This window comes from Streptosporangium lutulentum (assembly GCF_030811455.1).
In the GTDB taxonomy this organism is placed as follows: Bacteria; Actinomycetota; Actinomycetes; order Streptosporangiales; family Streptosporangiaceae; genus Streptosporangium; species Streptosporangium lutulentum.
Genome location: NZ_JAUSQU010000001.1, coordinates 4,939,676 through 4,964,230, shown reverse-complemented (window position 1 = coordinate 4,964,230; position 24,555 = coordinate 4,939,676). Strand labels below are relative to the sequence as shown.

The window sequence follows — 24,555 nt, the reverse complement described above, 5'->3', positions numbered from 1 at the left end:
CGGTGAACCTATGACTTTCTCGTCTCCCAGCGGAACCAGCGAATGATCACGACGATCCCGATGACGGCCCAGATCGCCAGGTTCAGCGCCGGCGGGGCGGCGGCCCGCAGGTCACCGACGATCGTGCCGTCCGCCGCGTAGGCCACCCGCGCCACCTCCACGACCGCGGCGGTGGGCAGCAGGCCGAACACCGTGCCGGCCCAGCCGGGGAGCATCTCCAGGAGCGGGCCGAAGCCACCCGCGCCGAAACCGGCCAGGAGGAAGAACGGCATGGTCATGACGGCGGAGACCTCGGTGCGCGGGATGATCGCTGTGATCGCGGCCCCGAGCAGGCACAGAACGGTGGCGCCCGCGACCACGAACACCAGATACAGCAGCGGATTCCGCGGCACCGGCAGATCGGTCAGCGAGTACAGCGCCACCGAGACGACGCCTGTCAGCAGCGTCGTCTGGACGACCAGGTTGCCGATCTCCCCGCCGAGGATGTCGCGGTCGCTGAGTCCCGTGGTCCGCATCCGCTTGAGGACGAGCTGGTCGCGCCGGGCGGTGAGCGTCACCGCGATCTGGTTGAGCGTCGCGATGACGAGGATCATCGCGAGCACCCCCAGGTGCTGGTTCAGCAGGAATTCGGGGTTTCCCGGCCTGACCCTGTCCATCAGGAACGGGAGCCCGATGCCGAGCCCCAGAGAGAGCGTCACCGAGGTGCTCAGCGCCACCTTGTCGCGCCAGTAGAGACGGCCTCCAAAGCGGGTCACCACCGCCAGATCGCGCACGGACACGGTCACGCCACCTCTTTCTTCTCGTTCTTCTCGCCAGAGGCGAGGTCGAGGAACAGGTCTTCGAGCGTCGCCGTACGGACCTCCAGCCCGCGCAGGCGCAGGCCGCGTTCACCGGCCCAGCTCAGCAGGGTCTGCGCGGCGAGGTCGGGGTCGGCGACGCGGCAGACCGCGGTGCGGCCCTCCATCGTGACGACGGGCACCGGCAACTCCTCAGGGGTGACCGAGGGGGGCAGTTCGAAGGCGACCCTGCCGGTCTCGGCGGACAGGGTCTCGGCCATGCCGCCGCCGGCGACGATCAACCCCTGGTCCATGATCGCCATGGAGGAGGCCAGGCGCTGGGCCTCCTCCAGGTAGTGAGTGGTGAGCAGGATCGTGGTGCCCTGCCGGGCCAGCCCCTGGATGACCTCCCAAGTGTTCTTGCGCGCCTCGGGGTCCATTCCCGCCGTGGGTTCGTCGAGGAACAGGGCGTCGGGGCGGCTCAGGACGGCCAGGGTCAGATCCAGGCGGCGCTTCTCCCCTCCGGAGAGCTGGCGCACCTTGGTCGTGGTCTTGGCGCTCAGCCCGGTGAGTTCCAGGGCCTCGTCGCGCGGCCGGGGGACGGCGACGAAGTCGCGCCAGGCGTCCACGGTCTGCGCCACCGTCAGGTCGGGGAAGAAACCCGCCTCCTGGAGCATGATGCCGATGCGTGCGCGCACCTTGCTCCGGTCCCTGACCGGATCGAGCCCGAGCACTCGGGTGCTGCCCTCGTCCGGAGCCTGGAATCCCGCCAGGATCTCCATCGTCGTGGTCTTCCCCGCTCCGTTGCGCCCGAGGAGGGCGAAGATCTCGCCCGGCGCGACGGTGAAGGAGACGCCCTTGACGGCCGCGAAGTCCCCGTAGCTCTTTTTGAGCCCGTCCACCTGAATCGCTGTCATGGTTCAGAGCTTGAAGGCAGGAGAAGTCCGATGACAGTGAGAAATTCACGACTTCGCCTGGTCGGTGCCGCGATCTGTGACGGGGGATCGTCCGAGGTCGCCGGTGTGCGGCAGCCGTACCCGGATCGTCCGCGGGGGTGCTCATACCGGCGGCGGGGTGCGGACGGCGGGCGAACCCGGCGCCGCCGTCCTGTCCGCGTGTGATTTTTCTCCCGCTGGAGCAGGACGTAGGCCACGCTCGACCATTTGGATCTGACAAACGCCTGGTTAAGCGGACATTCTTGACGCATGACTGAATTTCGCCCTGAGACTCGCACCGTCCATCTTCCTCACCCGCCGCTGAACGGCAGCCGTCCCATCTCGGTGCCGATCTACCAGACCTCAGGCTTTGTCTTCGACGACCCGGCCGTGTTCGCCGACGGGATGGGGCGGCCCGACGGCGCCTTCGTGTACGGGCGGCTGTCGAATCCGACCGTTCGCTCACTTGAGGAGGCCGTCGCCGGATTGGAGGGCGGCGTCGGCGCCGTGGCCACCGGTTCGGGCATGGGGGCCATCAACTCCGTGCTGCTGGGCCTGCTCAAGCCCGGTGATCACCTGATCGCGCAGAAGCCTCTTTACGGCGGCACCGCCGGAACGATCAACGATCTGATCGAGCGGTTCCAGATCACCGTCTCCTATGTTTCCGAGGCCGACCCGCAGGCCCTGCGCGCGGCCGTGCGGCCCGAGACCAAGCTGGTCTACCTGGAGACCATCGCCAACCCGGTGACCCAGGTCGCCGACCTGCCCGGCATGTGCGCGGCGGCCCGCGAGGCCGGTCTGATCTCGGTGGTGGACAACACCTTCGCCTCGCCGATCCTGTGCAGGCCGCTGGAGCACGGAGCCGACGTCGTGGTCCACTCCACGACCAAATATCTGAGCGGGCACACCGACGTGCTCGGCGGGATCGCGGTCTTCGCCTCGGACGAGCTCTACCGCAAGGTGTGGTCCTTCGCGGTGGGGCTGGGCGCCACCGCCGACCCGTTCGCCGCGTGGCTCACCCTGCGCGGCATCCAGACCCTGCCGCTGCGGATGGAGCGTCACTGCTTCAACACCCGCGAGCTGGCCGTCCGTCTCAACGACCATCCCTCGGTCTCCGCCGTGCACTGGCCCGGCCTGCCCTCGCACCCCTCCTACGAGCTGGCGGCGAAGCTGCTGCCCGATTTCGGCGGGGTCTTCTCCTTCGACCTGGCCGGCGGGCGCGCGGCGGGGGAGAGGTTCATGAGTTCGGTACGGCTGGCGCTGCTGGCCCCGTCCCTCGGAGGCGTCGAGACGCTCATCCTGCACCCGGCGAGCACCTCCCACCGCATGCTGACGGGCGAGGAACTCGTCCGGAACGGCATCGGGGAGGGCACGATCCGGGTGGCGGTGGGCATCGAGCACGTCGAGGACCTGTGGGCGGACTTCGAGCAGGCGCTCTCCTGAACATTCCGGTGCCCCGACGGTTCATGATTGTGGCCGTGGCCGCTTTCGACGGTTCCTGATTTCGACGGTCACGGCCTTCGGCGGTTCATGATTGTGGCCGTGATCGCCTTCGGTGGTTCCCCGTCCGGACGATAGGGCGTAGACATGGTCCGCAGGGTTCGCCTTCCGAAGGGTGGGGTCAATGCCGCTCAAGAGCTACGGGGTCCTTGCGGGCCGGGCCGTCGACAGCCGTCGCGAGGGGTCCACGGACTCCCCGCACTACCAGATCCACCTCGTCGACGAGGCGGGGACCTCCTACCGGGTCGCGGTCAACGTCGAGTCCCAGCAGGCTCCTTCCGAGCTGCTGTACCTCGCCGACGAGGATTTCCGGCACCCGGCGACGCAGGCGCTTCCCCAGGCCGCCGGAGGCTGGACGGCCCTGCCGTCCCGTCCCGGTGGTGCCGCCCTCGACTACATCCGGGGCAACCTGTTCGACCCGGCGGGGATGCGCACGCTCCCGCCGGACCTTCCCGGCGTGGACAACGACCTGGCCGACAAGCTCGACCACTACGTCCGGAGGGCGATCGCCGATCCCACGGCGGTCGTCCACGCCTTCGGTGAGCGCTGGGGCCCCGAGTCCCGCACCCCCGACAAGGTCTTCGGATTCCTGCCGGGCAACGGCGTGCACGACATCCACATGAACCAGGGCAACTCCCAGCGGTTCCGCGGTGACGACGGGGTGTGGCAGGACGGCGGTGTGCTCCTGCACTTCCCCGCCGAGTCGCGCTGGGTCGCGATCTTCCTGGCCTTCCAGTCGCAGTCCTGGCACACCGATGACATCACCGGGCACACCGTGCCGGAGGCTCCCGTACGGCCGGGCAAGGGCGAGGAGCCGATCCGGATCATCGCCGCCCTCCCCGATCCGGCCGGGGCCGGGCCCGAAGTGGTCACCCTGCTGAACGCCTCTCCCGAGCCGGTCGAGCTCGCGGGCTGGTGTCTGGTGGACAGGCAGAAGAATCCCTTCCCCCTTCCGGCCGGTCCGCTGGCCTCCGGAGACACTCTGGCGCTCACCGTCGGCGCCCCCTTCGAGCTGGGTGACGGCGGAGGCGCGATCACTCTGCTGGACGTCGCCGGGCTCAAGGTTCACGGAGTCTCCTACACTGCGGCTCAGGCCCGGCTGGAGGGCTGGACGATCACTTTTTGAGAAGGATGTTGCGAGTGAGCGTGTCAATCGGGGATGTGCGACGAGCCGCCGAACGTATCGCCGGGTACGTTCGCCGTACGCCGGTGCTGGAGGTGTCACCCGGGCTGTTCCTGAAGCTGGAGGGGATGCAGCGCTCGGGGTCGTTCAAGGCCAGGGGCGGATTCAACCGGGCACTGACGACGGGGGAACTGCCCGAGGCCGGGTTGATCGCGGCGAGCGGCGGCAACCACGGTCTGGCGATGGCGCACGTGGCCCGAACCCTGGGCGTCCGGGCGGAGATCTTCGTGCCGACGGTGTCCAGCCCGGTGAAGGTCGCGGGGCTGCGTGCGCTGGGCGCGGAGGTGACCCAGGTCGGGGCCGTCTACGCGGAGGCGTACGAGGCGTCGGTCAAGCGGGCGAGTGAGACCGGCGCCCTGGACGTTCACGCCTACGACCAGGCCGAGGTGGTCGCCGGGCAGGGCACGGTCGGGCTGGAGGTGCTGGAGCAGACGGGCGGAGTGGACACGGTCCTCGTCGCGGTCGGAGGCGGCGGGCTGATCGCCGGGATCGTCGCCGCCCTTGACGGCCGGGCCCGCGTGGTCGCGGTCGAGCCCGAGCTCATTCCGACCCTGAACCGGGCCCTTGAGGCCGGAGGGCCGGTCAAGGTCGGGGTCAGCGGGGTCGCGGCCGACTCCCTGGGCGCCAGCCAGATCGGTGCGATCGCCTACGACCTCACCAGCGCCGCGGGAGTGCGGAGCGTCCTGGTCTCCGAGGAGGCCATCGTCGACGCGCGACGGGAGCTGTGGCGGTCCTACCGAGTGGTCGCCGAGCACGCGGGCGCGACGGCCTTCGCGGCACTGCGCTCCGGTGCCTACGTCCCGGCCCCCGGAGAGCGGGTGGCCGTGATCGTGTGCGGCTCCAACACCGACCCGGCGGACCTGGTCTGACCTCACGCCGGAGCCGCTCGCCGTACCGCCAGGAGTCTTCCCTGGGCACGGGGGCGGCCGGACGCGCGTGTGGGCGGGACGGGCCGAGGGACGGTGGCAGCCGTCCTTCGGCCCGTCGTGCTCGACGGTGGGCCGGAACACCGGATCAGCGGTGGCTGTGCCCGGCGCCGGGGTCAGCGGTAGCTGTGCTCGGCGGTGGGGAAGGCACCGGTGGCCACCTCGTCGGCGAAGCTGCGGACGGCCCTGTCCATCTCCTGTGCCAGGTCGGAGTATTTCTTGACGAACTTGGCGGGGCGGGCGGTCAGGCCCATGAGGTCCTGCCACACGAGAACCTGGGCGTCGGTGGAGGGGCCGGCGCCGATGCCGATCGTGGGGATCGACAGCGACGTGGTGACCCGCTCGGCGAGATCGCTGGGGACACACTCCAGGACCACGGAGAAGGCTCCGGCGTACTCGAGGTCCTTGGCGTCGGACATCAGCTCGTCGCCTGACTGGCCGCGTCCCTGGACCCGGTAGCCGCCGAGGGTGTTGACCGACTGGGGGGTCAGGCCGAGGTGGGCCATCACCGGAATCCCCGCCGAGACCAGAAGCTCGACCTGGGGAAGCACCCTGCGGCCGCCTTCGAGCTTGACCGCGTGGGCGCCGGCCTCCTTCATGAAGCGGGCGGCCGTCTCCAGGGCCTGCTGAGGCGAGGACTGGTAGGAGCCGAACGGCAGGTCGGCGACGACCATCGCGCGGGACGAGCCCCGCACCACGGCCGCCGTCAGCGGCATGAGGTCGTCCACCGACACGGGAAGCGTCGAGTCGTACCCGTACACGACCATGGCGGCCGAGTCGCCGACGAGTAGCACCGGGATGCCGGCCTCGTCGAAGACCTTGGCGGTCATCGCGTCATAGGCGGTGACCATCGGCCACCTCTCGCCTCGCTCCTTCGCGGAGGCGATGTCGCGGACGGTGATCCTTCGTCCAGTCTGGCCGCCGTAGAGAGCGGTCGGCCGACTGGTGACGGAAGAGGACATGAGAACCCTCCAGAGAGTCTCGAGGCGCCCCAGTGGCGTCCCCGGACATTTCCGATGATTGCATGCGTTCGGGTTGTTCAACAGCCCCGGCCCACCCGGTAATCCAGTGGCGGAACAGACGGGGGTATACGACACAATGCATGCGGAGGTAAGCAATCAAATGGTTATAGAACCTTACCGTCGGCTGCTGGCCATCCCGGGCGTGCGGTCGTTGCTGCTGGTGGGCCTGGTCGCCCGGGTCCCCTCGACCGCTGTCGGCATCACGCTGACGTTGCACGTCACCGGGCTCGGCCTCGGTTTCGGCGCGGCCGGTCTGGTGACCCTGACCAGCACGGTGGGGATGGCCGTCGGCTCGCCTCTGACCGGGCGGTTCATCGACAGGGTCGGCCTGCGCCCGGTGCTGGCGGTGACGACCCTCGCCCAGCTCGTCTTCTGGGCCACCGCGTGGGCGATGTCGTTCCCCGTGCTGCTCGTCGCCTCCGTGCTGGCGGGCCTGCTGAGCCTCCCGGTGTTCAGCGTGATCAGGCAGTGCCTCGCGGCCCTGGTCCCGGCCGACCAGCGCAGGATGGGTTTCTCCCTCGACTCGATGATCGTCGAGCTCTCCTACATGGTCGGGCCCGCCCTGGCGGTCGCCGGGGTGGTCGCGTTCGGCAGTGTCTGGACCATGTGCATCCTCGCGGCCGGTCTGGTCGGCTCCGGGACGACGCTGATCCTGCTGAACCCGCCCGTCCGTTCGACGGAGGAGCTCCAGGCCTCCGGCGAGAAGGTCTCGCGGCGCCAGTGGCTCACCCCCGGCCTCCTCACCGTGCTGGGCACCGTGTCCGCGGCGACCTTCGTGCTGACGGCCACCGAGCTGGCGCTGGTGGCGACGATGAAGACGTCGGGCGACACCGCCTGGGTGGGGCTGGCGATCGGTCTGTGGTGCGCCTATTCGCTGACCGGGGGCTTTGTGTACGGCATGCTGCCCCGAGGGCTGTCGCCGCTGGTCCTGGTCGGCGCCATGGGCGCGCTCACCGTCCCCGTGGGATTGGTGGGCGGGGGCTGGCACTGGCTGCTGCTGGCCCTGCTCCCGGCCGGTGTGCTGTGCGCCCCGGCGTTGTCCTCCACGGTCGACACCGTGAGCCGCTGGGTTCCCGCCGCCGCCCGGGGCGAGGCGATGGGCCTGCACGGTACGGCGCTTCTGATCGGTGGAGCCTCCTCGGCGCCGATCGCGGGGGCGATCATCGACAGCGCCGGTCCCGGCTGGGCCTTCACCGTCGCGGGAGCGTTCAGCGTGGTGATGGTGCTGATCGCCCTGCCGTTCTGGCGGCGGAGCGGGTCCCCGGCCGGAGCGCCGGTGCCGGTCACCGTCTGATCTTCCGGCCGCCCGTGTGGGTCGGGCGCGTAAACATGACGTAAATACGAAACGATACTGTTGCGTATCGAAATGATCAGCCCTACGATGGTTTTCGAAACGCAACAGTATCGAAAAACGGGGCTTTGTATGGAACAGCAGCTTGGTCACCCCAGGCGATGGCAGATCCTGGGAGTGCTGGTATTCAGCCTCCTGGCGGTCGTGCTCGACAACACAATCCTGAACGTCGCCCTGAAGACCATCGCCGATCCCGTCGAGGGACTGGGTGCCACCCAGAGCCAGCTGGAATGGGCGATCAACGCCTACACGCTCGTGTTCGCGGGCCTGCTGTTCACCTTCGGAGTGATCGGCGACCGGACCGGGCGCAAGCGCATGCTCGTGGTGGGCATGATCTTCTTCGGCCTGGCCTCACTGGCCAGCGCCTATGCCCAGGACCCCACGCAACTGATCGTCGCCCGCGCGTTCATGGGGATCGGCGGCGCCGCGATCATGCCGGCCACGCTGGCGATCATCTCCAACGTCTTCCCCCCGCAGGAGCGCGGCAAGGCGATCGGTGTCTGGGCCGGTGGCGTGGGGCTGGCCGTGGCGATCGGGCCGATCACCGGCGGCCTGCTCATCGAGCACTTCTGGTGGGGCTCGGTCTTCCTGATCAACCTGCCGATCGTGCTGGTCAGCCTGGTGCTCATCTCGCTGGTCGTGCCCGAGTCGCGTGACCCCAAGCCCTCCAAGCTCGACCCCGTCGGCGTGATCCTGTCCATCATCGGTCTCGTCGCCATCACCTACGGCATCATCCGGGGCGGGGAGCTGGCCACGGTCGCCGACGTCCAGGTGCTCGCCCCGACGATCCTGGGCGTGCTCGTCCTGGCCGCCTTCGTCTGGTACGAACGCCGGATCGACCACCCGGCCTTCGATGTCACCTACTTCCGCGACCCCCGCTTCGCCACCGCGGTCGGCATGATCGGCGTCGTGTTCTTCGCGATGATGGGCGCGATGTTCTTCCTGGTCTTCTACCTGCAGATCGTGCTGGGCTTCAGCCCGCTGCAGGCGGGTGCCCTGATGATCCCCTTCGCCGCCGCGCAGCTCATCTTCGCCCCGCTCAGCCAGCAGATGACCAGGCGCTTCGGCGGCAAGCTGACCGGTACGGTCAGCATGGTCATCGTGGCCTGCGCGCTGGCCTCCTACGCGACGATGGACGCGAACACCCCCATCCTTCTGATCGAGGTCGTGTTCTTCGTCCAGGGCGCGGCGATGGCCAACATCATGCCGCCCGCGACCACCGCGATCATGGAGTCGCTCCCCAGGGAGAAGGCCGGCGTCGGCTCGGCCATGAGCAACACCGTCCGCCAGGTGTCGGGCGCCCTCGGCGTGGCGCTGCTGGGCTCGCTGCTCTCGGCCACCTACCGCGACGAGATCGCCCCCGCGCTGACCGGCCTGACCGAGCCGGTCAGGCACCTCGCGGGAGAGTCCATCACCGGCACGCTCAGCGCGGCCCAGGGACTCGGCGAGCGCGGCGCCGCGCTGATCGAGCCCGCCAAGCTGGCGTTCGTCGACGGCATGCACATCACGGCCCTGGTCGCGGCCGCGATCGCACTCGTCGGGGCCCTGGTGGTGCTCAGGTGGCTCCCCGGCAAGGACGCCAAGGCAACCGTTCCGGAGAGCCGGGATCGTGACGAGGAACCGGCGGTAGTGTAGGCACGCGATGACGACCACCGACGAGACGCAGACGGCCCGCCCCGCGGGCCGTCCCCGCAGCGCCAGGGCAGAGAAGGCGATCATTGAGGCGACCCTCGATCTGATCGGCGAGAACGTCGGCATCGCCGAGCTGTCGATCGAGGCCATCGCCGCTCGCGCGGGGGTCGGCAAGACCACGATCTACCGCCGCTGGTCCAACAAGGAGGACCTGCTCGTCGATGCGCTGGCGACCCTCAAGGCGCCGCTGCCCCCGCTCCAGGGAGGCTCGGTCCGTGAGGATCTCGTCACATATGTGGAGGTCTTCCATCGCGACGCGTGTGACGCGCGCAAGCGCTGTGTGATGAACATCGCGATGAACGAGGCCGAGCGGCATCCGCGCCTGGTGGAGCGGATCCGCCAGGCGACCATCGAACCCCGCAGGGCGGCGATCACCGCCCTGCTGCGGCGCGGTATGACCGGCGGCGAGCTCCGGGCCGACCTCGACCCGTCCATCGCGATGGCCACGCTGATCGGCACCATGATGTGGTACGTCCGAAGCGAGGGCGCGGCCGAGGCCTCAAGGGAGCTCGCCGAACGGGTCGTCGACCAGCTCCTGGTCGGCCTCGGCTCCGCCGGGGTCGTGACACCGGCGTCGTGACACCGGGGTGTGAGACATGACAAAGCCCTCGTCCGCCCGGACGGGGGCTTTTCCGCGTCAGCCGCCGAGATGGTCGAACTCGCCGAGCTTGACGCCGGCGATGAAGACGTCCCATTCGATCTGGGTGAAGAAGAGCTCGGGCCCCTGGGGGTCCTTGGAGTCGCGGAGGACGTGCAGGGAACCGAGGCCTGCTTTGTGCCCGGTGACAAGGGCGTCCACGACGGCGACCTCGACGCAGTCGCCGCCATTTGAGCTGCTAAGGGAGGATTTACGCCAGGTTGCGCCGATCAGGTCTGCTGCCATTCCTTCATCACCTTCGCTATGAGGTCGGCACCGGCCCGCGCGGGCGGGGGAACTCGGAGGCGGGGAAGGCGAGTGAGCCGGCCTCGCCGTCGGGCTCGCACGGGGGCATCGCGGATTCCTGTCTGGTGCCGAGCCCGCTCCGGGGACCTTCGCGAGATCGGCGATCACATCACTGCGACGTCCTGCCGACTTTACTGATCGCCCCTCCGTCCTGCGAGACGACAATCAAAAATGGCCGGTACGGGCCTTTCGGGAATGATTCGTCAGGTGGTGGTCTCGCGCCAGCGGTTGGTGATGGGGAGGCGGCGGTCGCGTCCGAAGTTCTTGGGGGTGATCTTGGGGCCCGGGGGATACTGGCGGCGCTTGTACTCGGCGAGGTCCACCAGGCGGATGACCCTGGCCACCAAGGCCGGGTCGTGGCCGGCGGCGATCAGCTCGGCGGAGCCCATGTCCTTCTCGACGTAGTCGTCCAGCAGGCGGTCCAGTACCTCGTACTCCGGCAGGGAGTCGGTGTCCCGCTGGTCGGGGCGGAGTTCCGCGCTCGGCTCCTTCTCGATGGACTCCTCCGGGATCGGGGGCACCGCGAAGCCGTACAGGAAGTCGCCGGAGGTTCCGGCCTGGGCGTTGCGCCAGCGGGACAGGTCCCAGACCAGGGTCTTCAGCACGTCCTTGATGGGGGCGAAGCCGCCCGCGGAGTCGCCGTAGAGGGTGGAGTACCCGGTGGCCAGCTCGCTCTTGTTGCCGGTGGTCAAAACCAGGTGACCGTGCTGGTTGGACAGACCCATCAGGATCATGCCGCGCACCCGGGCCTGGAGGTTCTCCGCCGCCAGGCCGGACAGCTCGATCTCCTTCTCGAAGCCGGTCACGATGTCGGCGATCGGCACGATCCGGGCGTTGACGCCCTGCCGGTTCACCAGTTCCTGGGCGTCGCCCACGGAGTGCTCGGAGGAGTAGCGCGAGGGCATCAGCACCACGTGCACCCGGTCCGGGCCGATCGCGTCGGAGGCGATCGTGGCGGTCAGGGCCGAGTCGATGCCGCCGGAGAGGCCCAGGATGACCGACTGGAAACCGTTCTTGGCGACGTAGTCGCGGACGGCGAGGACCAGTGCCGAGTAGACCTCGGCGGTGTCGTCGAGATGCTCGGCGATCGAGGGGGTCTCGGGCTCGTACGGCTCGACGGGGAGGGCCGACAGCTCCAGCCGCTCCACCGTGATCATGGTTCCGTCCCCGGCGTCCACCTGGAACGTCCCGGGACCGCCGGTCCCGGCCTCGGGCAGCTCCAGATCCGTGATCAGCAGCTCTTCGGAGAACCGCGCGGCCCGCGCGATCAACTCGCCGGAGGCGGAGACGACGACCGAGTCGCCGTCGAAGACCAGCTCGTCCTGCCCGCCGACCTGGTTGACGTAGGCGAGGGCGCAGCCGGCCTCGCGGGCGCGCCGGGCGACCAGCGCGAGCCGTACGTCGTCCTTCTCCTTCTCGTACGGCGAGGCGTTCGGCACCACCAGCAGCCCGGCACCGGCCTCGGCCACCACCGCGACCGGCCCGCCCTCCTGCCACAGGTCCTCGCAGACCGCGATCGCCACGTCGACGCCGTGCAGCCGGAAGACGGGCAGCCGGTCACCGCGTACGAAGTAGCGGTACTCGTCGAAGACGCCGTAGTTCGGCAGGTGGTGTTTGGCGGTCTTGGTGACCACCCGGCCCCGGTGGAGCAGCGCCGCCGCGTCCAGCGGGGCGCCCTTGGGCTGCCCGACGCGCGAGGCCAGGTTCGCCCGGTCGACGTAGCCGACGACCACGGGGGTCTCGCCGAGGCCCTCGTCCGCCAGCCGTCGTGCGGCTCCCTCGACGGCGGCGATCGACGCCTCCACGAACGAGGTGCGCAGCACCAGGTCCTCGACCGGGTACCCGGTCAGGAACATCTCGGTGAAGACGACCAGGTGCGCGCCGCGATCGGCGGCGCGCCGGGTCCACTCGACGAGCTTGTCGGCGTTGGCCGACAGGTCGCCGACCACGGGGTCGGTCTGGGCCAAGGCGATGCGGAGTTGAGCCACGTTTCATATCTTATTCGGGCGTGTCCAGAGATCATCTCCAGGCGATTCTCCGGGCGCCGGTACGGGCCCGTCGCCCCTCGGCGTTCGGAACCACCCGACGAGCGCCGCCTCATAGGGTGAATGAGGTGAGGTTTCGCTGGGGCGTCTCCGGACCCCGGCCGGTTTTCCCCGGGACGGCGCGCCTGCTCCCCGCCGGTGATCTCCCGGCCCGGGCCGCTAGCCGAGGATCCCGAGCAGGCCGAAGGTGCGGGCCCTGGCCGGTTCGGCCAGGCGCTGGATCTCCCTGCCGGAGGCGTTGAGGACGACCAGCGTGTTGGCCGTCCTGCCCGCGACGCGGACCACGAGGCGGCCGTCGCGCAGGTAACGGGCGCCGAGCAGCTTTCCCCCGACCGGGATGGGGATCTTCTTGCCGGTCACGGTGTCGTAGATCGACGGCGTGAAGGACGTCGGCCAGGAACCGTCGCCGCCGGGGGCGTTCCGCCCGATGGTGTTGACCACGATCCGCCGGGCGTCGGGGGAGACGCTCTCCACGTGGTTGGCGAGCTTGATGCCCGGGGCCCGGCGGGAGACGTGGAGCCTCGTGTCGAGGAGGTGGACGCCGTCGGTGGTCCCGGCGTACCCGGCGAGGGTCCTGCCGTCGGCCGACCAGGTCAGGTGGCAGGGGCCGAGGGTCTTGCCGATCCGGGTCAGGTTCTTGCCGTCGGCGTCGACGGCGTTGACGAACCTGGTCTCGCTCTGGCCCTTCAGCGGGAAGGCGATCCGCCTGCCGTCCGCGCTCCAGGCGGGGGTGAGGCAGGGGCCGATGTAGGCGGCATTCCTCGCGACGACCTTGTCCCCGGCGGGGCTCAGGACGTGCAGGCGGTTCTTGCCGTCGATCCAGGCGATTCGCCTGCCGTCCGGAGCGACCGAGAACTGGCCGGCGAAGGACGCGCCGCCGACGGTCTGGCTGGTCCAGCGGCCGTTGTAGGTGAGCACCTGGATGCCGTTCTTGTCGCTCAGGTAGACCGCCTTGCCGGTCAGCGGCGCCGGGGCCGAGGTCCGCGCGGGAGCCGCGGCCGGCGCCGGGACCATGGCCCGTGCCGGGGTCGTGACGACGGTGGCGGTGGCGGCGGACACGGCGAGTGCGGTGCCTAGGGTCAGGGCACGGCGCTTCATGGGGGCTCCTCGGATCAACGGGTCAACAGATGATTAGAGAGCCGAAGAGCCGAAAAGGTTTACCTCCGATCAGCCGAGATCGGCGGAAGCCGATCGCGGGGCCGGCTCCATACGGCGCCGCAGCGCCGGGCCGATCGCGAGGATGCTCCCGGCGGCCACCAGGTTGAGGGCGCCGACGACCAGCCACAGCACGACGGGACTCACCTCGAGCAGCCGCGTGCCGAGCAGCGGGGCGAGCATGGTCCCGCACGACCAGGCCAGGCCGTACAGGCCGGAGTAGCGCCCGCGCAGGTGAACGGGGGCGAGCGCGGCCACGATGGCGCCCGCGACGCCCGCGGTGACGATCTCTCCCAGGGTCCACACGACCACGGTGGTCGCGTATCCGGCGATGTCGGAGACGAACGCGGTCAGCGCGAAGCCCGCGCCGATGATCGCCATGCCGATGGCGAGGACCGTGCTGGGGTCGCGCCTGCCGAGCCAGTCGCCGGTCAGCGGCTGCAGGAGCACGATCAGGATGCCGTTGACCGCCATGATCACGCCGTAGTCACCGGTGGAGAACCTCTCGTGGGTCATCGCCAGCGGCAGGGTGGTGAACGCCTGGACGTAGACCAGGGTGGAGAGCACGGTGATCAAGGTGAAGACGACCATCAGCCGGTCCTTGAGCACCTCGGCGAAGCCGCCGAGCGCCCGCCCGCCGGATCCGCCCGCCGCCCCGGAGCCGTTCCGCGCGGGCAGCGTCTCGGGCACCGCCCGCCACACCAGCAGGCCGAAGGCCACCGCGGTGGCGGCGTTGATCCCGAACATCCAGCCGTACCCGGCCTGCGCGAGCCAGCCGCCCGTGACCATCGCCACCGCGAAGCCCAGGTTCAGCGCCCAGAAGAGGAGCCCGTAGGCGCGCGGCCGGTCGTGGGGCGGGACCAGGTCGGCCACCAGGGCGTTGGACGCCGGCCGGTAGGCGTCGATCGTCATGCCGAGCACGAACATGCTGACGACGATCGCCGGGAGCGAGGTGCTGTAGCCCAGCGCCACCATGGTCGCCGCCGTCGCGACCATGCCGCCCGTCAGGGTGATCCGCCTGCCGAACCGGTCGGCCAGCCATCCCGCCAGGATCTGAGAGAGCAGCGAGCCCACGCCGAAGACCGCCATCACCACGCCCGCCGCGGCGTAGGACATGCCGCGCGCCTGGGTCAGGTAGACGCCGATGAACGGCTCGATCATCATGCCCACCCTGTTGACCAGCGTGCCGGCCCACAGGGCCCAGAACGCCCTGGGCAGGCCGCCGATCTTGGATTGCAGGAAGGTGGGTTTCGGGAGGGTCGCGGTGCTCATGAGTCAAGGGTGGACAGGCGTCAGGTCATGCGCGAATCTTTTAGCCGTGCCTAAAAAGTCCTGCCATGTCGAGTGGATTTTCGCCGCGGACGACGTGGCCGGGGTCCGATTCGCCTTCTCGCCGATCTGGGAGCTGGTGGCGAGCCTGCGCACCCTGCGCGACCCGGCCAGGCACTCCCTCCACCTGCCCTGGCTGCGCGCCGTACGGCCCCGTCTGGCGGACCTCGACCTGTCGGAGTTGTTCGCGCTGGTCCCGCTCCGGGGGTACCTGGTGGACTTCGTGACCCCGACGCCCGAGACCCCGATGCCCGACTTCGCCGCCGACCTCGATCGAGTACGGCGGACGCCCCCCGAGCGCGCGGCCGAGGAGGCGACCTGGGTGACCGGAGCCGACCCCCGGATCATCGAGCGGTTCCTGGACGACCCCGAGGCGGGCGTGGCCCGGGTCGCCGACACCCTGGAGCGCTACTGGGAGGCCGGGTTCGCCGAGTTCTGGCCGCGGATCTACGGTCTGCTGGAGGGCGACGTGCTGCGGCGCTCCCGGCAGCTCGCCGTGGGCGGGGCCCGGGAACTCTTCGGAGACCTGCACCCGAACGTGCGCTGGCGCGGCGACAGGCTCACCGTCACCCGTGACTGGGAGTATTCCGAGCCGCTGGGCGGCGACGGCCTGGTGCTCGTGCCGACCGCCTTCTACTGGCCGGACGTGGCCGTGATGGTCGAGCCGTACCAGCCGATGCTCGTCTATCCGGCGACGGGCGTCGGCACGCTGTGGATCTCGGGCCCGCCGCCCGCCCCCGGCGCCCTCGCCGCGCTGATCGGCCGGACCCGGGCGCAGATCCTGACCGCCCTGGCCGACCCCATGACCACCTCGGCGCTCGCCCGGCGGATGTCCCTCACCCCGGGCGCGATCAGCCAGCACCTGAGCGTCCTGGCCGACGGCGGCCTGGCCACCGGCCGCCGTGTCGGCCGCGAGGTCGTCTACGGCCGCACCCCGATGGGCGACTCCCTGGCGGGCGTCTCGTAGGGGAGCGCGGGGCGCGGCCTGCCTCCGGTCGTGACACGGGAGGCGGCCTCGTGATCGTCTGCCTGCTCCACGCCCCTCGCCCGGCGGCGGGTACGGCCCTTCCCCGCATGTCCTCGTGATCACATGCGGGGGCCGTGCGGTTACGGTACGTCGTACCGGCTGGACTCCAGGAGCCATTCCAGCTGGGCCCTGGGCGCGGCGAGAAACGCGCACGCCACCCTGCTGAGGTCTCTGGCCTGGCCCGTCGAGATCCCGAACCGGTCGAACAGTCCCGGAAGCCGCCTGGTGGCGGTCCGCAGATCGTTGGAGCGGGCGGCGATCCGGTCGTTCACCCATGTGACGGCGTCGCCGTCCGAGAGCCCGAAGGCGGTGGCGGCGACCGTCACGTAGTTGTGCACGTCGCCGTTCGCGCGCTCCTTGTGATGGGAGGCGACGTCGTTGCACCACGCGGTGACGTCGTTGCAGGCGTCCATGAGCGTCTGCCAGGTCGGGGTCTCGCGCAGCTCCACCGGCACCTCCACTCCCAGACACGGCTCGACCAGGTCGAACAGGTAGGGCCCCGCGGTCCCCCTCCGGAGCGCCGGGTACTCGGCCACCGAGGGCACCCGCCCCGTGCACCGGTTGTCGGCCTCCGTACGGCAGGCCGCCCCCTGGGCCGCCAGTCCCGCGAGGAACCGCCGGCGCCACGGCGGGCTCATCCGCCCGGCGGTCGCCTTCCAGAGGTCTTCGAAGGCTCTCTCGACGGGGGAGGAGGCGCGCAGGCGGGCGCGGGCGATGAGCTCAAGCCGTTCGAAGGCGGCGGTCACGATCTCGGTCGCGCGTCCCGCGGGCTTCTCGTCCCACTCGTCGTCGAAGTGGAACAGCCAGGTCAGCCACTTGGCGAACAGGAACGCCGCGTCCGTGCCCGACTCGGCGAAGGCCCGGCCGGCCATCCGCTCGAAGCCGGCCCGGGCCGGTGTCTCCAGTCCCATCTCGCGGGACCAGATGGCGAGTTCGGCCCCGATACGGTCTGTCGAGGGGTGCATCTGACATCGTGCGGCCATCGCCGGCACCAAGTCGGTGAGAGGGAGCAGCAGGGCCGCGGCCACCCCGGTGGCCTGCTCCGGTGGTGAGGGCACTCCCGTTCCGCCGGTCGCCGGGACGTACGGCCAGATCGAAGCTCGAACGAAAAACTGGGTGAGGGTCGGAGTCACCGGATCGGCCCGAACAGCCAGTTGCCGGCGGCGTCGGGATCGGTGCTCGTGTAGTACTGCCGGGTCGCCTCGACCAGCTCGGTGACCGAGATGTTGCCGTCTCGGTCGAGATCGAGCCGGTCGAAGGCCGCCTCCACGTCCTCGTGCGGGGTGCCGAACGCGGCCAGCATGACCTGGAACCCGTCCGGTCCGACGGAGCCGTCCCCGTCGGTGTCGCACAGCTCGGCGAACGCCTCGGCCGCGGGCCCGAACACCGTGTCGAACCGGTCGCCCTCGATGAACGCCGAGGTCATGCCCGCCCGGAACTCCTCCGAGGAGATCGCGCGGTCACCGGCGGTGTCGATCTCCGTGGACAGGGCCTGCCAGATCGACCCGAAGCCCTGGACGAGTTTGCTGCCGGTGGCCGAGGTCGGGGCCTCGCCGAAGCCGACGAGGATCCGGGCGCCGAGACCGAGAAGGTCGCTGCGCTCGATCGAGCCGTTGCCGTCGACGTCCATGTGCCCGAAGGCGCGATCCAATTTATGATTGAGGAGCTCGAGGCTCATTTTGACTCCCGCGTTACGTGAAGAACTCAGATCGTTACCCTAAGTGACGATAGCGAGACGATTCCAGGAACCACTCCAGGTAAGCCCTGGGGATGGTCAAGAAAGCGCATGCCACCCGGGTCACCTCGCGGGAGGCGTCGAATCCGAGGCCGTGCCGCTCCAGAAGGACGGGAATCGCGCGGGCGGCCGTCCACAGCTCCTCCATCCGGGCCACGACCCGGTCGGCCACCCATTCCACGGCCGCGTCGTCCGTGCGGCCCAGCCAGGCGGAGGCGGCGGCCACGTAGCCGCGCCCGGTGGCCAGGTCGTCGCACCAGGCGGCCACGTCACCGCTCGCCTCGACGACCGCCCGCCAGCGCGGGCTCCCCTGGACCGGGGCGGGCACCTCCACCCCGGCGCAGGGTTCCACCAGGTCGAACAGGTACCTGCCGAAGGCGTTCCTGCCCAGCGCGGGGTAGCCCTCGATCGAGGGAGGTGCACCGGCGGGCGGGTCCTCCCCGGCCGGCGGCCGCTCCCGGATCGACGGCCGGTTCCCGGCCGGCGTCCCGGTGGCGAGCAGCGCCGCGTGCTGGGCGGTCAGCCCGGCCAGGAACCGCCCGCGCCACTCCCGGCTCATCCCGGGCGCGCAGACCTGCCACAGGCCCGCGAAGGCGCGCTCCAGCGGCAGCGGCCCCGGCTCGCCGCCCTCGGCCACCGCGAGCACCCCCGCGAGTGCCGCCGGGTCCTCGCGGAAGCGGGACATCCACGTCAGCCAGCGGGCGAACAGCGTGGCCGTGCCCGTGTCGTATCCGGCGAACGCCCGCCCGGCCAGCCGGTGGGCGCCGGGATCGGCGTCCAGGCCGACCTCACGGCACCAGTCGATGACCGCGGCCTCGACCTGGTACACCGACGGGTGCACGGGGCACGGTATCGCCATCGCCGCGAGCCGCTCGGTGAGCTGGGCCGGCGGCGTGGCGGCATACGGCGGTCTGCGAAGTTCGGTGCCCATCGTCGTCTTCCCCCCGGATAGCACTTCAACGGCTCCGGTCGCACACTGTAAGAGGAGACGGTGCGGAGAGTGCGGAGGCACGACGTGCCCGATGCCGCATCTCACCGCTCTTCCCCGTAACGTGCGCGAAACACGGAGCGGGCAAACTGGTAGACCACCAGGCGTGTCGCACCACGTCGGCAATGAAGGAGAAGCCTTGGACCGCCAGCAGGAGTTCGTTCTCCGCACTCTCGAGGAGCGCGACATCCGGTTCATCCGGCTGTGGTTCACCGACGTGCTCGGGTTCCTCAAGTCGGTGGCCATCGCCCCGGCAGAGCTTGAGGGCGCATTCGCCGAGGGCATCGGATTCGACGGTTCGGCGATCCAGGGCTTCGCCCGGGTCTACGAGTCGGACATGTTGGCCAAGCCGGATCCGTCGACGTTCCAGATCCTGCCCTGGCGCAGCGAGACGCCGGGCGCGGCCAGGATGTTCTGCGACATCCTCATGCCGGACGGCTCACCCTCGCACGCCGACCCGCGCTGGGTGCTCAAGCGCACCCTGGCGAAGGCCTCCGACATGGGCTTCAGCTTCTACACCCACCCCGAGGTGGAGTTCTTCCTGTTGAAGGACCGGCCGGAGCGGGGCGACCGTCCCGAGCCGATCGACGACGGCGGATACTTCGACCACACCCCGCACAGCGCCGGTCACGACTTCCGGCGTAACGCGATCATGATGCTGGAGTCGATGGGCATCTCGGTCGAGTTCAGCCATCACGAGGGCGGTCCCGGCCAGCAGGAGATCGACCTGCGCTACGCCGACGCGCTCACCACCGCCGACAACATCATGACCTTCCGCCTGGTCATGAAGGAGGTCGCGCTGGAGCAGGGCATCTGGGCGAGCTTCATGCCCAAGCCCTTCACCGAATACCCGGGCTCCGGCATGCACACCCACATGTCGCTGTTCGAGGGCGACCGCAACGCCTTCTACGAGCCGGGCGCCGACTACCAGCTCTCCAAGGTCGGCCGTTCCTTCATCGGAGGTCTGCTCACGCACGCCGCCGAGATCACCGCGGTCTGCAACCAGTGGGTGAACTCCTACAAGCGGCTGTGGGGCGGCGCGGAGGCGATCGCCGGAGCCGGCGGCGAGGCTCCGAGCTACATCTCCTGGGGCCACAACAACCGCTCGGCCCTGGTCCGGGTGCCGATGTACAAGCCGCACAAGAGCGGCTCCACCCGCATCGAGTTCCGCTCCCTGGACTCCGCGTGCAACCCCTACCTGGCCTTCGCCGTGATCCTCGCGGCCGGGCTGAAGGGCATCGAGGAGGGGTACGAGATGCCCCCCGGCGCCGAGGACGACGTCTGGGCGCTGACCTCGGCCGAGCGCCGCGCGCTGGGCATCCAGCCGCTGCCCCAGTCGCTGGACGAGGCCATCGCGGTCATGGAACGCAGCGAGCTCGTCGCCGAGACCCTCGGAGAGCACGTCTTCGACTACTTCCTGCGCAACAAGCGCAACGAGTGGAACGACTACCGCCGCCAGGTCACCGAGTTCGAGCTGGGCCGCTACCTGCCGATCCTCTGAGCCGATCACTCTCGGCGAGCGTTCCCCGGTGGCCGGGGAACGCTCGCCGGGAGGGGTGATCTCCCAGGCGTCTCACCCGGGCGTGAGAAAGGCCCCGGCCGAAATCGGGAGCGCCGAGGACTCCGGCCGCGCCCACGTCGCATGCGGCGCCAAGAGGGCCGACGACCTCGATGAACCGCCGGCGTGACCGGTTGATACGTTGACCGCCATGGCTGACGCACGGGTTCGGCAGGGTGGAACGACGGGACCCGCCCCGGTGCGTCGAGGGCTGAAGGTCATGGCCGCCTGGTATGCGGGAGCCTTCGCGGTGGCGATGGCGGTTGCCGGTCTCTTCCTGCTGGCAGGGGGGAACGACCAGGCTGAACCGGTCCGGGCGTGCACCGCCAAGACGCTGGAGTGCTGGAGGACGTCCAATACGGACATCCTCCTGTTCGCCGTGATCATCGGTGTGCTGTTCCTGCTTGTCAGTCTGCCCGGATCGCTGGTGGCGTTGGCCGTCATGACGGTGAGCCGGGTGCGCTCGGCGATGCTCACCGGTACGGTGGCCGCTTTCGCCGGGTGGTTCTCCGTCGTGTCGGGTGTGCTCCTGCTCGAGGGAGTGGGGGTCCCTTGGCGCTAGGACGCCTTCGGCTCGGTGGGGAGCCGATCCCGCCCGCTCGGCGACCGTAGGGACCCTCGGCGCGGCACCGGTCCCTTTCGCGGACAGCAGGGCCGACACCGGCCTCCGGCCAACACCCGCCCCCTTTCACCAGGTCCTGAGGCCCGTATGTTCAACTGGCCAATGGGGGCTAAAGGATGAACGAGAGACGCCAAATCTCGATTACAACCCGTATCACTCTGTTCACCGCCGTGGTGGTGAGCCTGCTGTGCGGCCTGGTGGCCATCGTGCTGATGATCGCCATCCACCGGTTCGCCACGGAGTCTCTCATCGATGAGATCACCGCGGACGGTGGTCGCGTGTCCACGCAAGTGGAGCGGGGCCGGGTGGCCTACCCCCTCGCGCAGAACCCGTTCCGCAACCTCCAGGTCATCGACTCACAGGGCCGGGTCGTCGCCGCGACCCCGAAAATGCGGGGCAGGCCGCCCATGGCGACGTTCACCCCCGGCAGCAGGAAGGTCGCCACCTCCGTCGTGTGCGGCGGGGACTTTCCCGCCGGCGAGTGCAACATCGTGGTCGCGCAGTGGGCCCACCGGCCGGAGGGGAACTCGATCGTCTACGGTGCCACCCCGGTGATCGCCCCATGGGTCGACCCGCGGCTGGCCGCGCTGGTGGGCGGGGGCACGGTGCTGCTCGCCGCGGCCATCACCTATATCGGCCGCCGGATCGCCACCGCGTCCCTGCGCCCGGTGACCGCCATCCGGGCGGAACTCGACGAGATCAACTCGACCTCCCTCGGCCGCCGGGTGCCCGTACCGTCCAGCGACGACGAGATCCACGACCTGGCCGTCAGCGTCAACCACACGCTGGGCCGCCTGCAGGGCGCGGTGGAACAGCAGCGCCAGTTCGCCTCGGACGCCTCCCACGACCTGCGCAGCCCCATCGCCGCCATGCGCGCCGAGGTGGAGGACGCCCTGCTCGCGCCTCAGGAGACCAGCGTGACCAAACTGGGGCGCACCGTTCTGGGTGGTCTGGAGCGGCTTCAGGCGATCGTGCACGACCTGCTGACCATCGCCCGGCTGGACGCGGGGAGTCCGGGCGCCCACGACCCGGTCGACCTGGCCGAGCTCGTCGCCACGGAGTGCCGGATGCGCCACCACCTGAGGGCCAGGTGCGAGTTCTCGCTTGAGCCAGGGGTGATGGTGATCGGCGACCGGTTGCGGCTGGGGCGTCTCCTCACCAACCTCCTCGACAACGCCGAACGGCACGCCGACAGCACGGTCACCGTCACCGTGCGGCATGCGCCGGGCGACGAATGCGACGGCCGGCGCTTCCCGCGCGGCGTCGCGGTGCTGGAGGTGGTCGACGACGGGCCGGGCATCGATCCGGACAAGCGCGAGCTGGTGTTCCAGCGATTCGCCCGGCTGGACGCCGCCCGCAACAAGGACACCGGAGGCACCGGGCTGGGCCTGCCGATCGCCCGGCAGATCGCCGAGGCCGGCGGGGGCACCCTCCGGATCGAGGACAGCCCTCGTGGGGCCCGTTTCGTCCTGTGCCTCCCGCTCTACGAAGACGCTGTGGCCCCCCTCGCCTCCGAACTCAGAGAGCGATCGTCGCCCGTCCGCGGGCCGGAAAGACCACGATGACCCGCCTCCCCGGACGCGGCGGGGCGGTTCACGGACGGCCGGCCGCGACAGCGGAGGGTGTCACAACGCTTACTTCGCGGTGGACCGCCGAACGTCACGCGGGCGTTACCCGTGATCAACGGCGGCGTCATCGACCCCGAGTTGGCTGTGTGTGCAACGACTCCGTAAAATCGGCCCGTCCGTTTAGAGGTATTTTCTAGTATTAATCGCCGTAAAGGCGACAGGAGGTGCGGTATGACGACGGCTGCCGAGCTGCAGACCGTGGTGACCGTTCCGGCGCGTTTCCGCGGGCCCGAGGGTGTCGCGAATGGCGGGTGGATCGCGGGTACGGTCTCCGAGGCGCTGCACGGCGCCCAGCACGACTCGGCCGTCGAGGTCACGTTGCACGCGCCCACGCCGCTGGACACACAACTGCACCTACGCCATCTCGCCAACACCGCGACCCTCACCCACGGGGAGAGACTGCTCGTCGAGGCCATCACGGTCACCGAGGAGCTCGACGCCCCGGAATTCGTGCCCTTCAACGAGGCGGCTCTCGCCGAGGGCGGGTTCGTCGGGTTCGTCGACCACCCCTTCCCCGGCTGTTTCGTCTGCGGCACGCGCGACCCCGGTGACGGCATGAGGATCTTCCCTGGCCGGGTCTCCGGCAGCGACCTGGTCGCCGCCGGCTGGCGGGTGCCGATGACCGTCACCGACGAGGACGGCGTCGTTCCCGACGCGATCATCTGGTCCGCGCTCGACTGCGCCACCGGCTGGGCGCATTTCCAGCCCGGGGAGTCGGCCCTGCTCGGCAGGCTGACCTCACGGATCCACCGCCGTGTCTACCCCGGCGGCACCTACTCCGTGGTCGCCCGCGCCACCGGCCGCGAGGGCCGCAAGCTCTTCGGCGAGAGCGCCGTCTACGAGGTCGACGGCACCCTGGTCGCCGCGGCCAAGGCCGTCTGGATCGCTCCGGCCTAGACGCGCAGGGCGGTCGATTGGCCGCTCAGGACCGGGCGTACGGCGTGCCGTACGCCCGGTCGATCCGCCCCGAGGACGCGCGGGCGTTCCCGGACATCGAGCGGGACGCTCCTACCGGGTGAGGTGCCGGGCGACCAGGGAGGCGCAGCGGTCCTGGAACAGGATCGTGTAGTGGTTGCAATCCTCGACCAGGTCGTCCTCCAGCGCGGGCAACTGCTCCCTCCAGGCGGCGGCGAGCTCGTCGGGGATCATGCCGACCGGCTGGTCGAGCAATCCGCGAGGGGCCCGGAGCAGTGACAGCGGTGATTTCACCGCGTGGAGCGCGGCGGCGACCGCCTCGCCCTCGGTGAGCAGCCAACGCCCGTCCTGTCGGATCGGCTCCTGCCGCACCCGTGAGCGCACCTCGCCCTCGGGGCCGACCGCGTCGTAGAGGACGTACTCCTCCACCTCGTCGTTCCAGTTGCCGGCGAAGGCCGGGTGGGCCTTGAAGAAGTCCACGTAGGCGCCGGTGCTCGGAAAGGTCTGGCTGAGCCGGGCGAGAGCCGGGCCGAGCGTGGTGTTCAGGGTCTCGTCGGGGTCCAGGCCGGGAAGCAGAGGCAGCGGGAGCCCCCCGTCGATCATCACGACCCTGGCGTAGTCGTGGCCCGCCGCGGCGAGGACCGCCACGTAGGCGCCCATCGAGTGGCCGGTCAGCACGAGGTCGGACTCCGCGCCCACGGACCGGGCGACCAGGTTCACGTCCTCGGCCTGTCTCCGCAAGCCGTACGGGCCGGGAAGTCCGGCGCTGTGGCCGCGGCCCCGGAGGTCCATCGCGACCAGCGACCACTCGGCGGGCAGCCGCCGGGCGACGGCGTTCCAGGCCATGAGCGAGGCGGTGATGCCGTGCACCGCCACGATCAGGCGCGGCCCGGTGCCGAACCGGGCGACGCGCAGCGCGCCGCCGGGGACCTCGACATCGCTGAAGACGGGGTTCACCGAGTCCTCCCGGGGTTGTCCCGGCCTTCGGGGCGCGAAGCGGCCGGGAGCGGGAGGGCCGCCGAGGCCCGAGCGGGCCCTGATCGGTTGGTCATCGTGATCGGCTTCTTTCTCGGTGAGGTGGCCGTGGCCGTTCGGGTACCGGAGGACGCGGACCTGTCCGGCGGGGGGCGGGAACGGGCCGGGAAGCGGCCGGCGACCGCCGGAGCGGCCCGGTCTCCCCGTCCTCCGTCCGCCTGCCCGTCCGGGGAGACCGTGAGGAACGGGT

Annotated in this window: 22 protein-coding genes; 11 read left to right on the top strand and 11 right to left on the bottom strand. The window is 70.1% G+C overall.

The window, feature by feature from the left end; all coding sequences use genetic code 11:
• Positions 1 to 8: 8 nt before the first annotated feature.
• Together J2853_RS22160 and J2853_RS22155 are read right to left on the bottom strand one after the other, a co-directional pair.
• On the bottom strand, positions 9 to 785 hold the full coding sequence (locus tag J2853_RS22160; protein ID WP_307560893.1) for an ABC transporter permease: 777 nt from the start codon (positions 783 to 785) through the stop codon (positions 9 to 11).
• On the bottom strand, positions 782 to 1,693 hold the full coding sequence (locus J2853_RS22155; protein ID WP_307560892.1) for an ABC transporter ATP-binding protein: 912 nt from the start codon (positions 1,691 to 1,693) through the stop codon (positions 782 to 784). Before J2853_RS22155 ends, J2853_RS22160 begins: the two co-directional genes overlap by 4 nt.
• 288 nt (positions 1,694 to 1,981) lie before the next feature.
• On the opposite strand from J2853_RS22155, the gene J2853_RS22150 reads away from it, so the two are divergent.
• From J2853_RS22150 to J2853_RS22140, 3 genes are all read left to right on the top strand, one after another.
• Positions 1,982 to 3,154, top strand: coding sequence for a trans-sulfuration enzyme family protein (locus J2853_RS22150; RefSeq protein ID WP_307560890.1), 1,173 nt, complete (start codon positions 1,982 to 1,984; stop codon positions 3,152 to 3,154).
• Positions 3,155 to 3,335: 181 nt separating this feature from the next.
• A complete protein-coding gene (locus tag J2853_RS22145) occupies positions 3,336 to 4,337 on the top strand; it encodes a DUF2278 family protein (RefSeq protein ID WP_307560888.1) in 1,002 nt (333 codons plus the stop codon).
• A gap of 14 nt (positions 4,338 to 4,351) precedes the next feature.
• Positions 4,352 to 5,263, top strand: a complete 912-nt coding sequence (locus tag J2853_RS22140) for a threonine/serine dehydratase (RefSeq protein ID WP_370879314.1) — start codon at positions 4,352 to 4,354, stop codon at positions 5,261 to 5,263.
• A 173-nt stretch (positions 5,264 to 5,436) separates the two neighbouring features.
• Here the strand turns inward: J2853_RS22140 and panB are convergent, their stop codons facing one another.
• Positions 5,437 to 6,282, bottom strand: a complete 846-nt coding sequence (gene panB, locus J2853_RS22135) for a 3-methyl-2-oxobutanoate hydroxymethyltransferase (protein WP_307560883.1) — start codon at positions 6,280 to 6,282, stop codon at positions 5,437 to 5,439.
• A 160-nt stretch (positions 6,283 to 6,442) separates the two neighbouring features.
• On the opposite strand from panB, the gene J2853_RS22130 reads away from it, so the two are divergent.
• The 3 genes from J2853_RS22130 to J2853_RS22120 all read left to right on the top strand — a co-directional run bounded on the left by J2853_RS22130 (position 6,443) and on the right by J2853_RS22120 (position 9,965).
• A complete protein-coding gene (locus J2853_RS22130) occupies positions 6,443 to 7,636 on the top strand; it encodes an MFS transporter (protein WP_307560881.1) in 1,194 nt (397 codons plus the stop codon).
• 129 nt (positions 7,637 to 7,765) lie between these two features.
• Complete coding sequence (locus tag J2853_RS22125) at positions 7,766 to 9,328, top strand: MFS transporter (RefSeq protein ID WP_307560879.1); 1,563 nt, start codon at positions 7,766 to 7,768, stop codon at positions 9,326 to 9,328.
• 7 nt (positions 9,329 to 9,335) lie between these two features.
• A complete protein-coding gene (locus tag J2853_RS22120; RefSeq protein ID WP_307560877.1) occupies positions 9,336 to 9,965 on the top strand; it encodes a TetR/AcrR family transcriptional regulator in 630 nt (209 codons plus the stop codon).
• A 57-nt stretch (positions 9,966 to 10,022) separates the two neighbouring features.
• Here J2853_RS22120 and J2853_RS22115 read toward each other — a convergent pair whose 3' ends face one another.
• The 4 genes from J2853_RS22115 to J2853_RS22100 form a co-directional block, all read right to left on the bottom strand.
• Positions 10,023 to 10,268: a DUF397 domain-containing protein gene (locus tag J2853_RS22115; protein ID WP_307560875.1), complete on the bottom strand. Its 246-nt coding sequence runs from the start codon at positions 10,266 to 10,268 to the stop codon at positions 10,023 to 10,025.
• A gap of 263 nt (positions 10,269 to 10,531) precedes the next feature.
• Entirely contained in the window at positions 10,532 to 12,316 is a 1,785-nt protein-coding gene (locus J2853_RS22110) for an NAD+ synthase (protein ID WP_307560873.1), read from the bottom strand.
• A 216-nt stretch (positions 12,317 to 12,532) separates the two neighbouring features.
• Entirely contained in the window at positions 12,533 to 13,471 is a 939-nt protein-coding gene (locus J2853_RS22105; RefSeq protein ID WP_307560871.1) for a TolB-like translocation protein, read from the bottom strand.
• A gap of 69 nt (positions 13,472 to 13,540) precedes the next feature.
• Positions 13,541 to 14,800 (bottom strand): MDR family MFS transporter, encoded by a 1,260-nt coding sequence (locus J2853_RS22100; protein WP_307560869.1) that lies wholly within the window; start codon positions 14,798 to 14,800, stop codon positions 13,541 to 13,543.
• A gap of 46 nt (positions 14,801 to 14,846) precedes the next feature.
• Here J2853_RS22100 and J2853_RS22095 point away from each other — a divergent pair, with 46 nt between their 5' ends.
• Positions 14,847 to 15,824: a DUF5937 family protein gene (locus J2853_RS22095; RefSeq protein WP_307560867.1), complete on the top strand. Its 978-nt coding sequence runs from the start codon at positions 14,847 to 14,849 to the stop codon at positions 15,822 to 15,824.
• 140 nt (positions 15,825 to 15,964) lie between these two features.
• Here the strand turns inward: J2853_RS22095 and J2853_RS22090 are convergent, their stop codons facing one another.
• The 3 genes from J2853_RS22090 to J2853_RS22080 all read right to left on the bottom strand — a co-directional run bounded on the left by J2853_RS22090 (position 15,965) and on the right by J2853_RS22080 (position 18,550).
• Entirely contained in the window at positions 15,965 to 16,942 is a 978-nt protein-coding gene (locus tag J2853_RS22090) for a terpene synthase family protein (protein WP_307560865.1), read from the bottom strand.
• Positions 16,943 to 17,013: 71 nt separating this feature from the next.
• Positions 17,014 to 17,562: an EF-hand domain-containing protein gene (locus J2853_RS22085; RefSeq protein ID WP_307560863.1), complete on the bottom strand. Its 549-nt coding sequence runs from the start codon at positions 17,560 to 17,562 to the stop codon at positions 17,014 to 17,016.
• A 34-nt stretch (positions 17,563 to 17,596) separates the two neighbouring features.
• Positions 17,597 to 18,550 carry a terpene synthase family protein gene (locus tag J2853_RS22080; protein ID WP_307560862.1) on the bottom strand — a complete coding sequence of 318 codons (954 nt, stop codon included), beginning with the start codon at positions 18,548 to 18,550 and terminating at the stop codon, positions 17,597 to 17,599.
• A gap of 196 nt (positions 18,551 to 18,746) precedes the next feature.
• Between J2853_RS22080 and glnA2 the strand changes: the two genes are divergently transcribed.
• The 4 genes from glnA2 to J2853_RS22060 all read left to right on the top strand — a co-directional run bounded on the left by glnA2 (position 18,747) and on the right by J2853_RS22060 (position 23,312).
• A complete protein-coding gene (gene glnA2, locus J2853_RS22075; protein ID WP_307560860.1) occupies positions 18,747 to 20,108 on the top strand; it encodes a gamma-glutamylpolyamine synthetase GlnA2 in 1,362 nt (453 codons plus the stop codon).
• A gap of 208 nt (positions 20,109 to 20,316) precedes the next feature.
• A complete protein-coding gene (locus tag J2853_RS22070) occupies positions 20,317 to 20,727 on the top strand; it encodes a hypothetical protein (protein WP_307560858.1) in 411 nt (136 codons plus the stop codon).
• 176 nt (positions 20,728 to 20,903) lie between these two features.
• Positions 20,904 to 22,352 (top strand): sensor histidine kinase, encoded by a 1,449-nt coding sequence (locus tag J2853_RS22065; protein ID WP_307560856.1) that lies wholly within the window; start codon positions 20,904 to 20,906, stop codon positions 22,350 to 22,352.
• Between the two features lie 234 nt (positions 22,353 to 22,586).
• On the top strand, positions 22,587 to 23,312 hold the full coding sequence (locus J2853_RS22060) for a hotdog fold domain-containing protein (protein ID WP_307560854.1): 726 nt from the start codon (positions 22,587 to 22,589) through the stop codon (positions 23,310 to 23,312).
• Between the two features lie 111 nt (positions 23,313 to 23,423).
• On the opposite strand, the gene J2853_RS22055 is transcribed toward J2853_RS22060, so the two are convergent.
• A complete protein-coding gene (locus J2853_RS22055; RefSeq protein WP_307560852.1) occupies positions 23,424 to 24,287 on the bottom strand; it encodes an alpha/beta hydrolase in 864 nt (287 codons plus the stop codon).
• Positions 24,288 to 24,555: the final 268 nt, after the last annotated feature.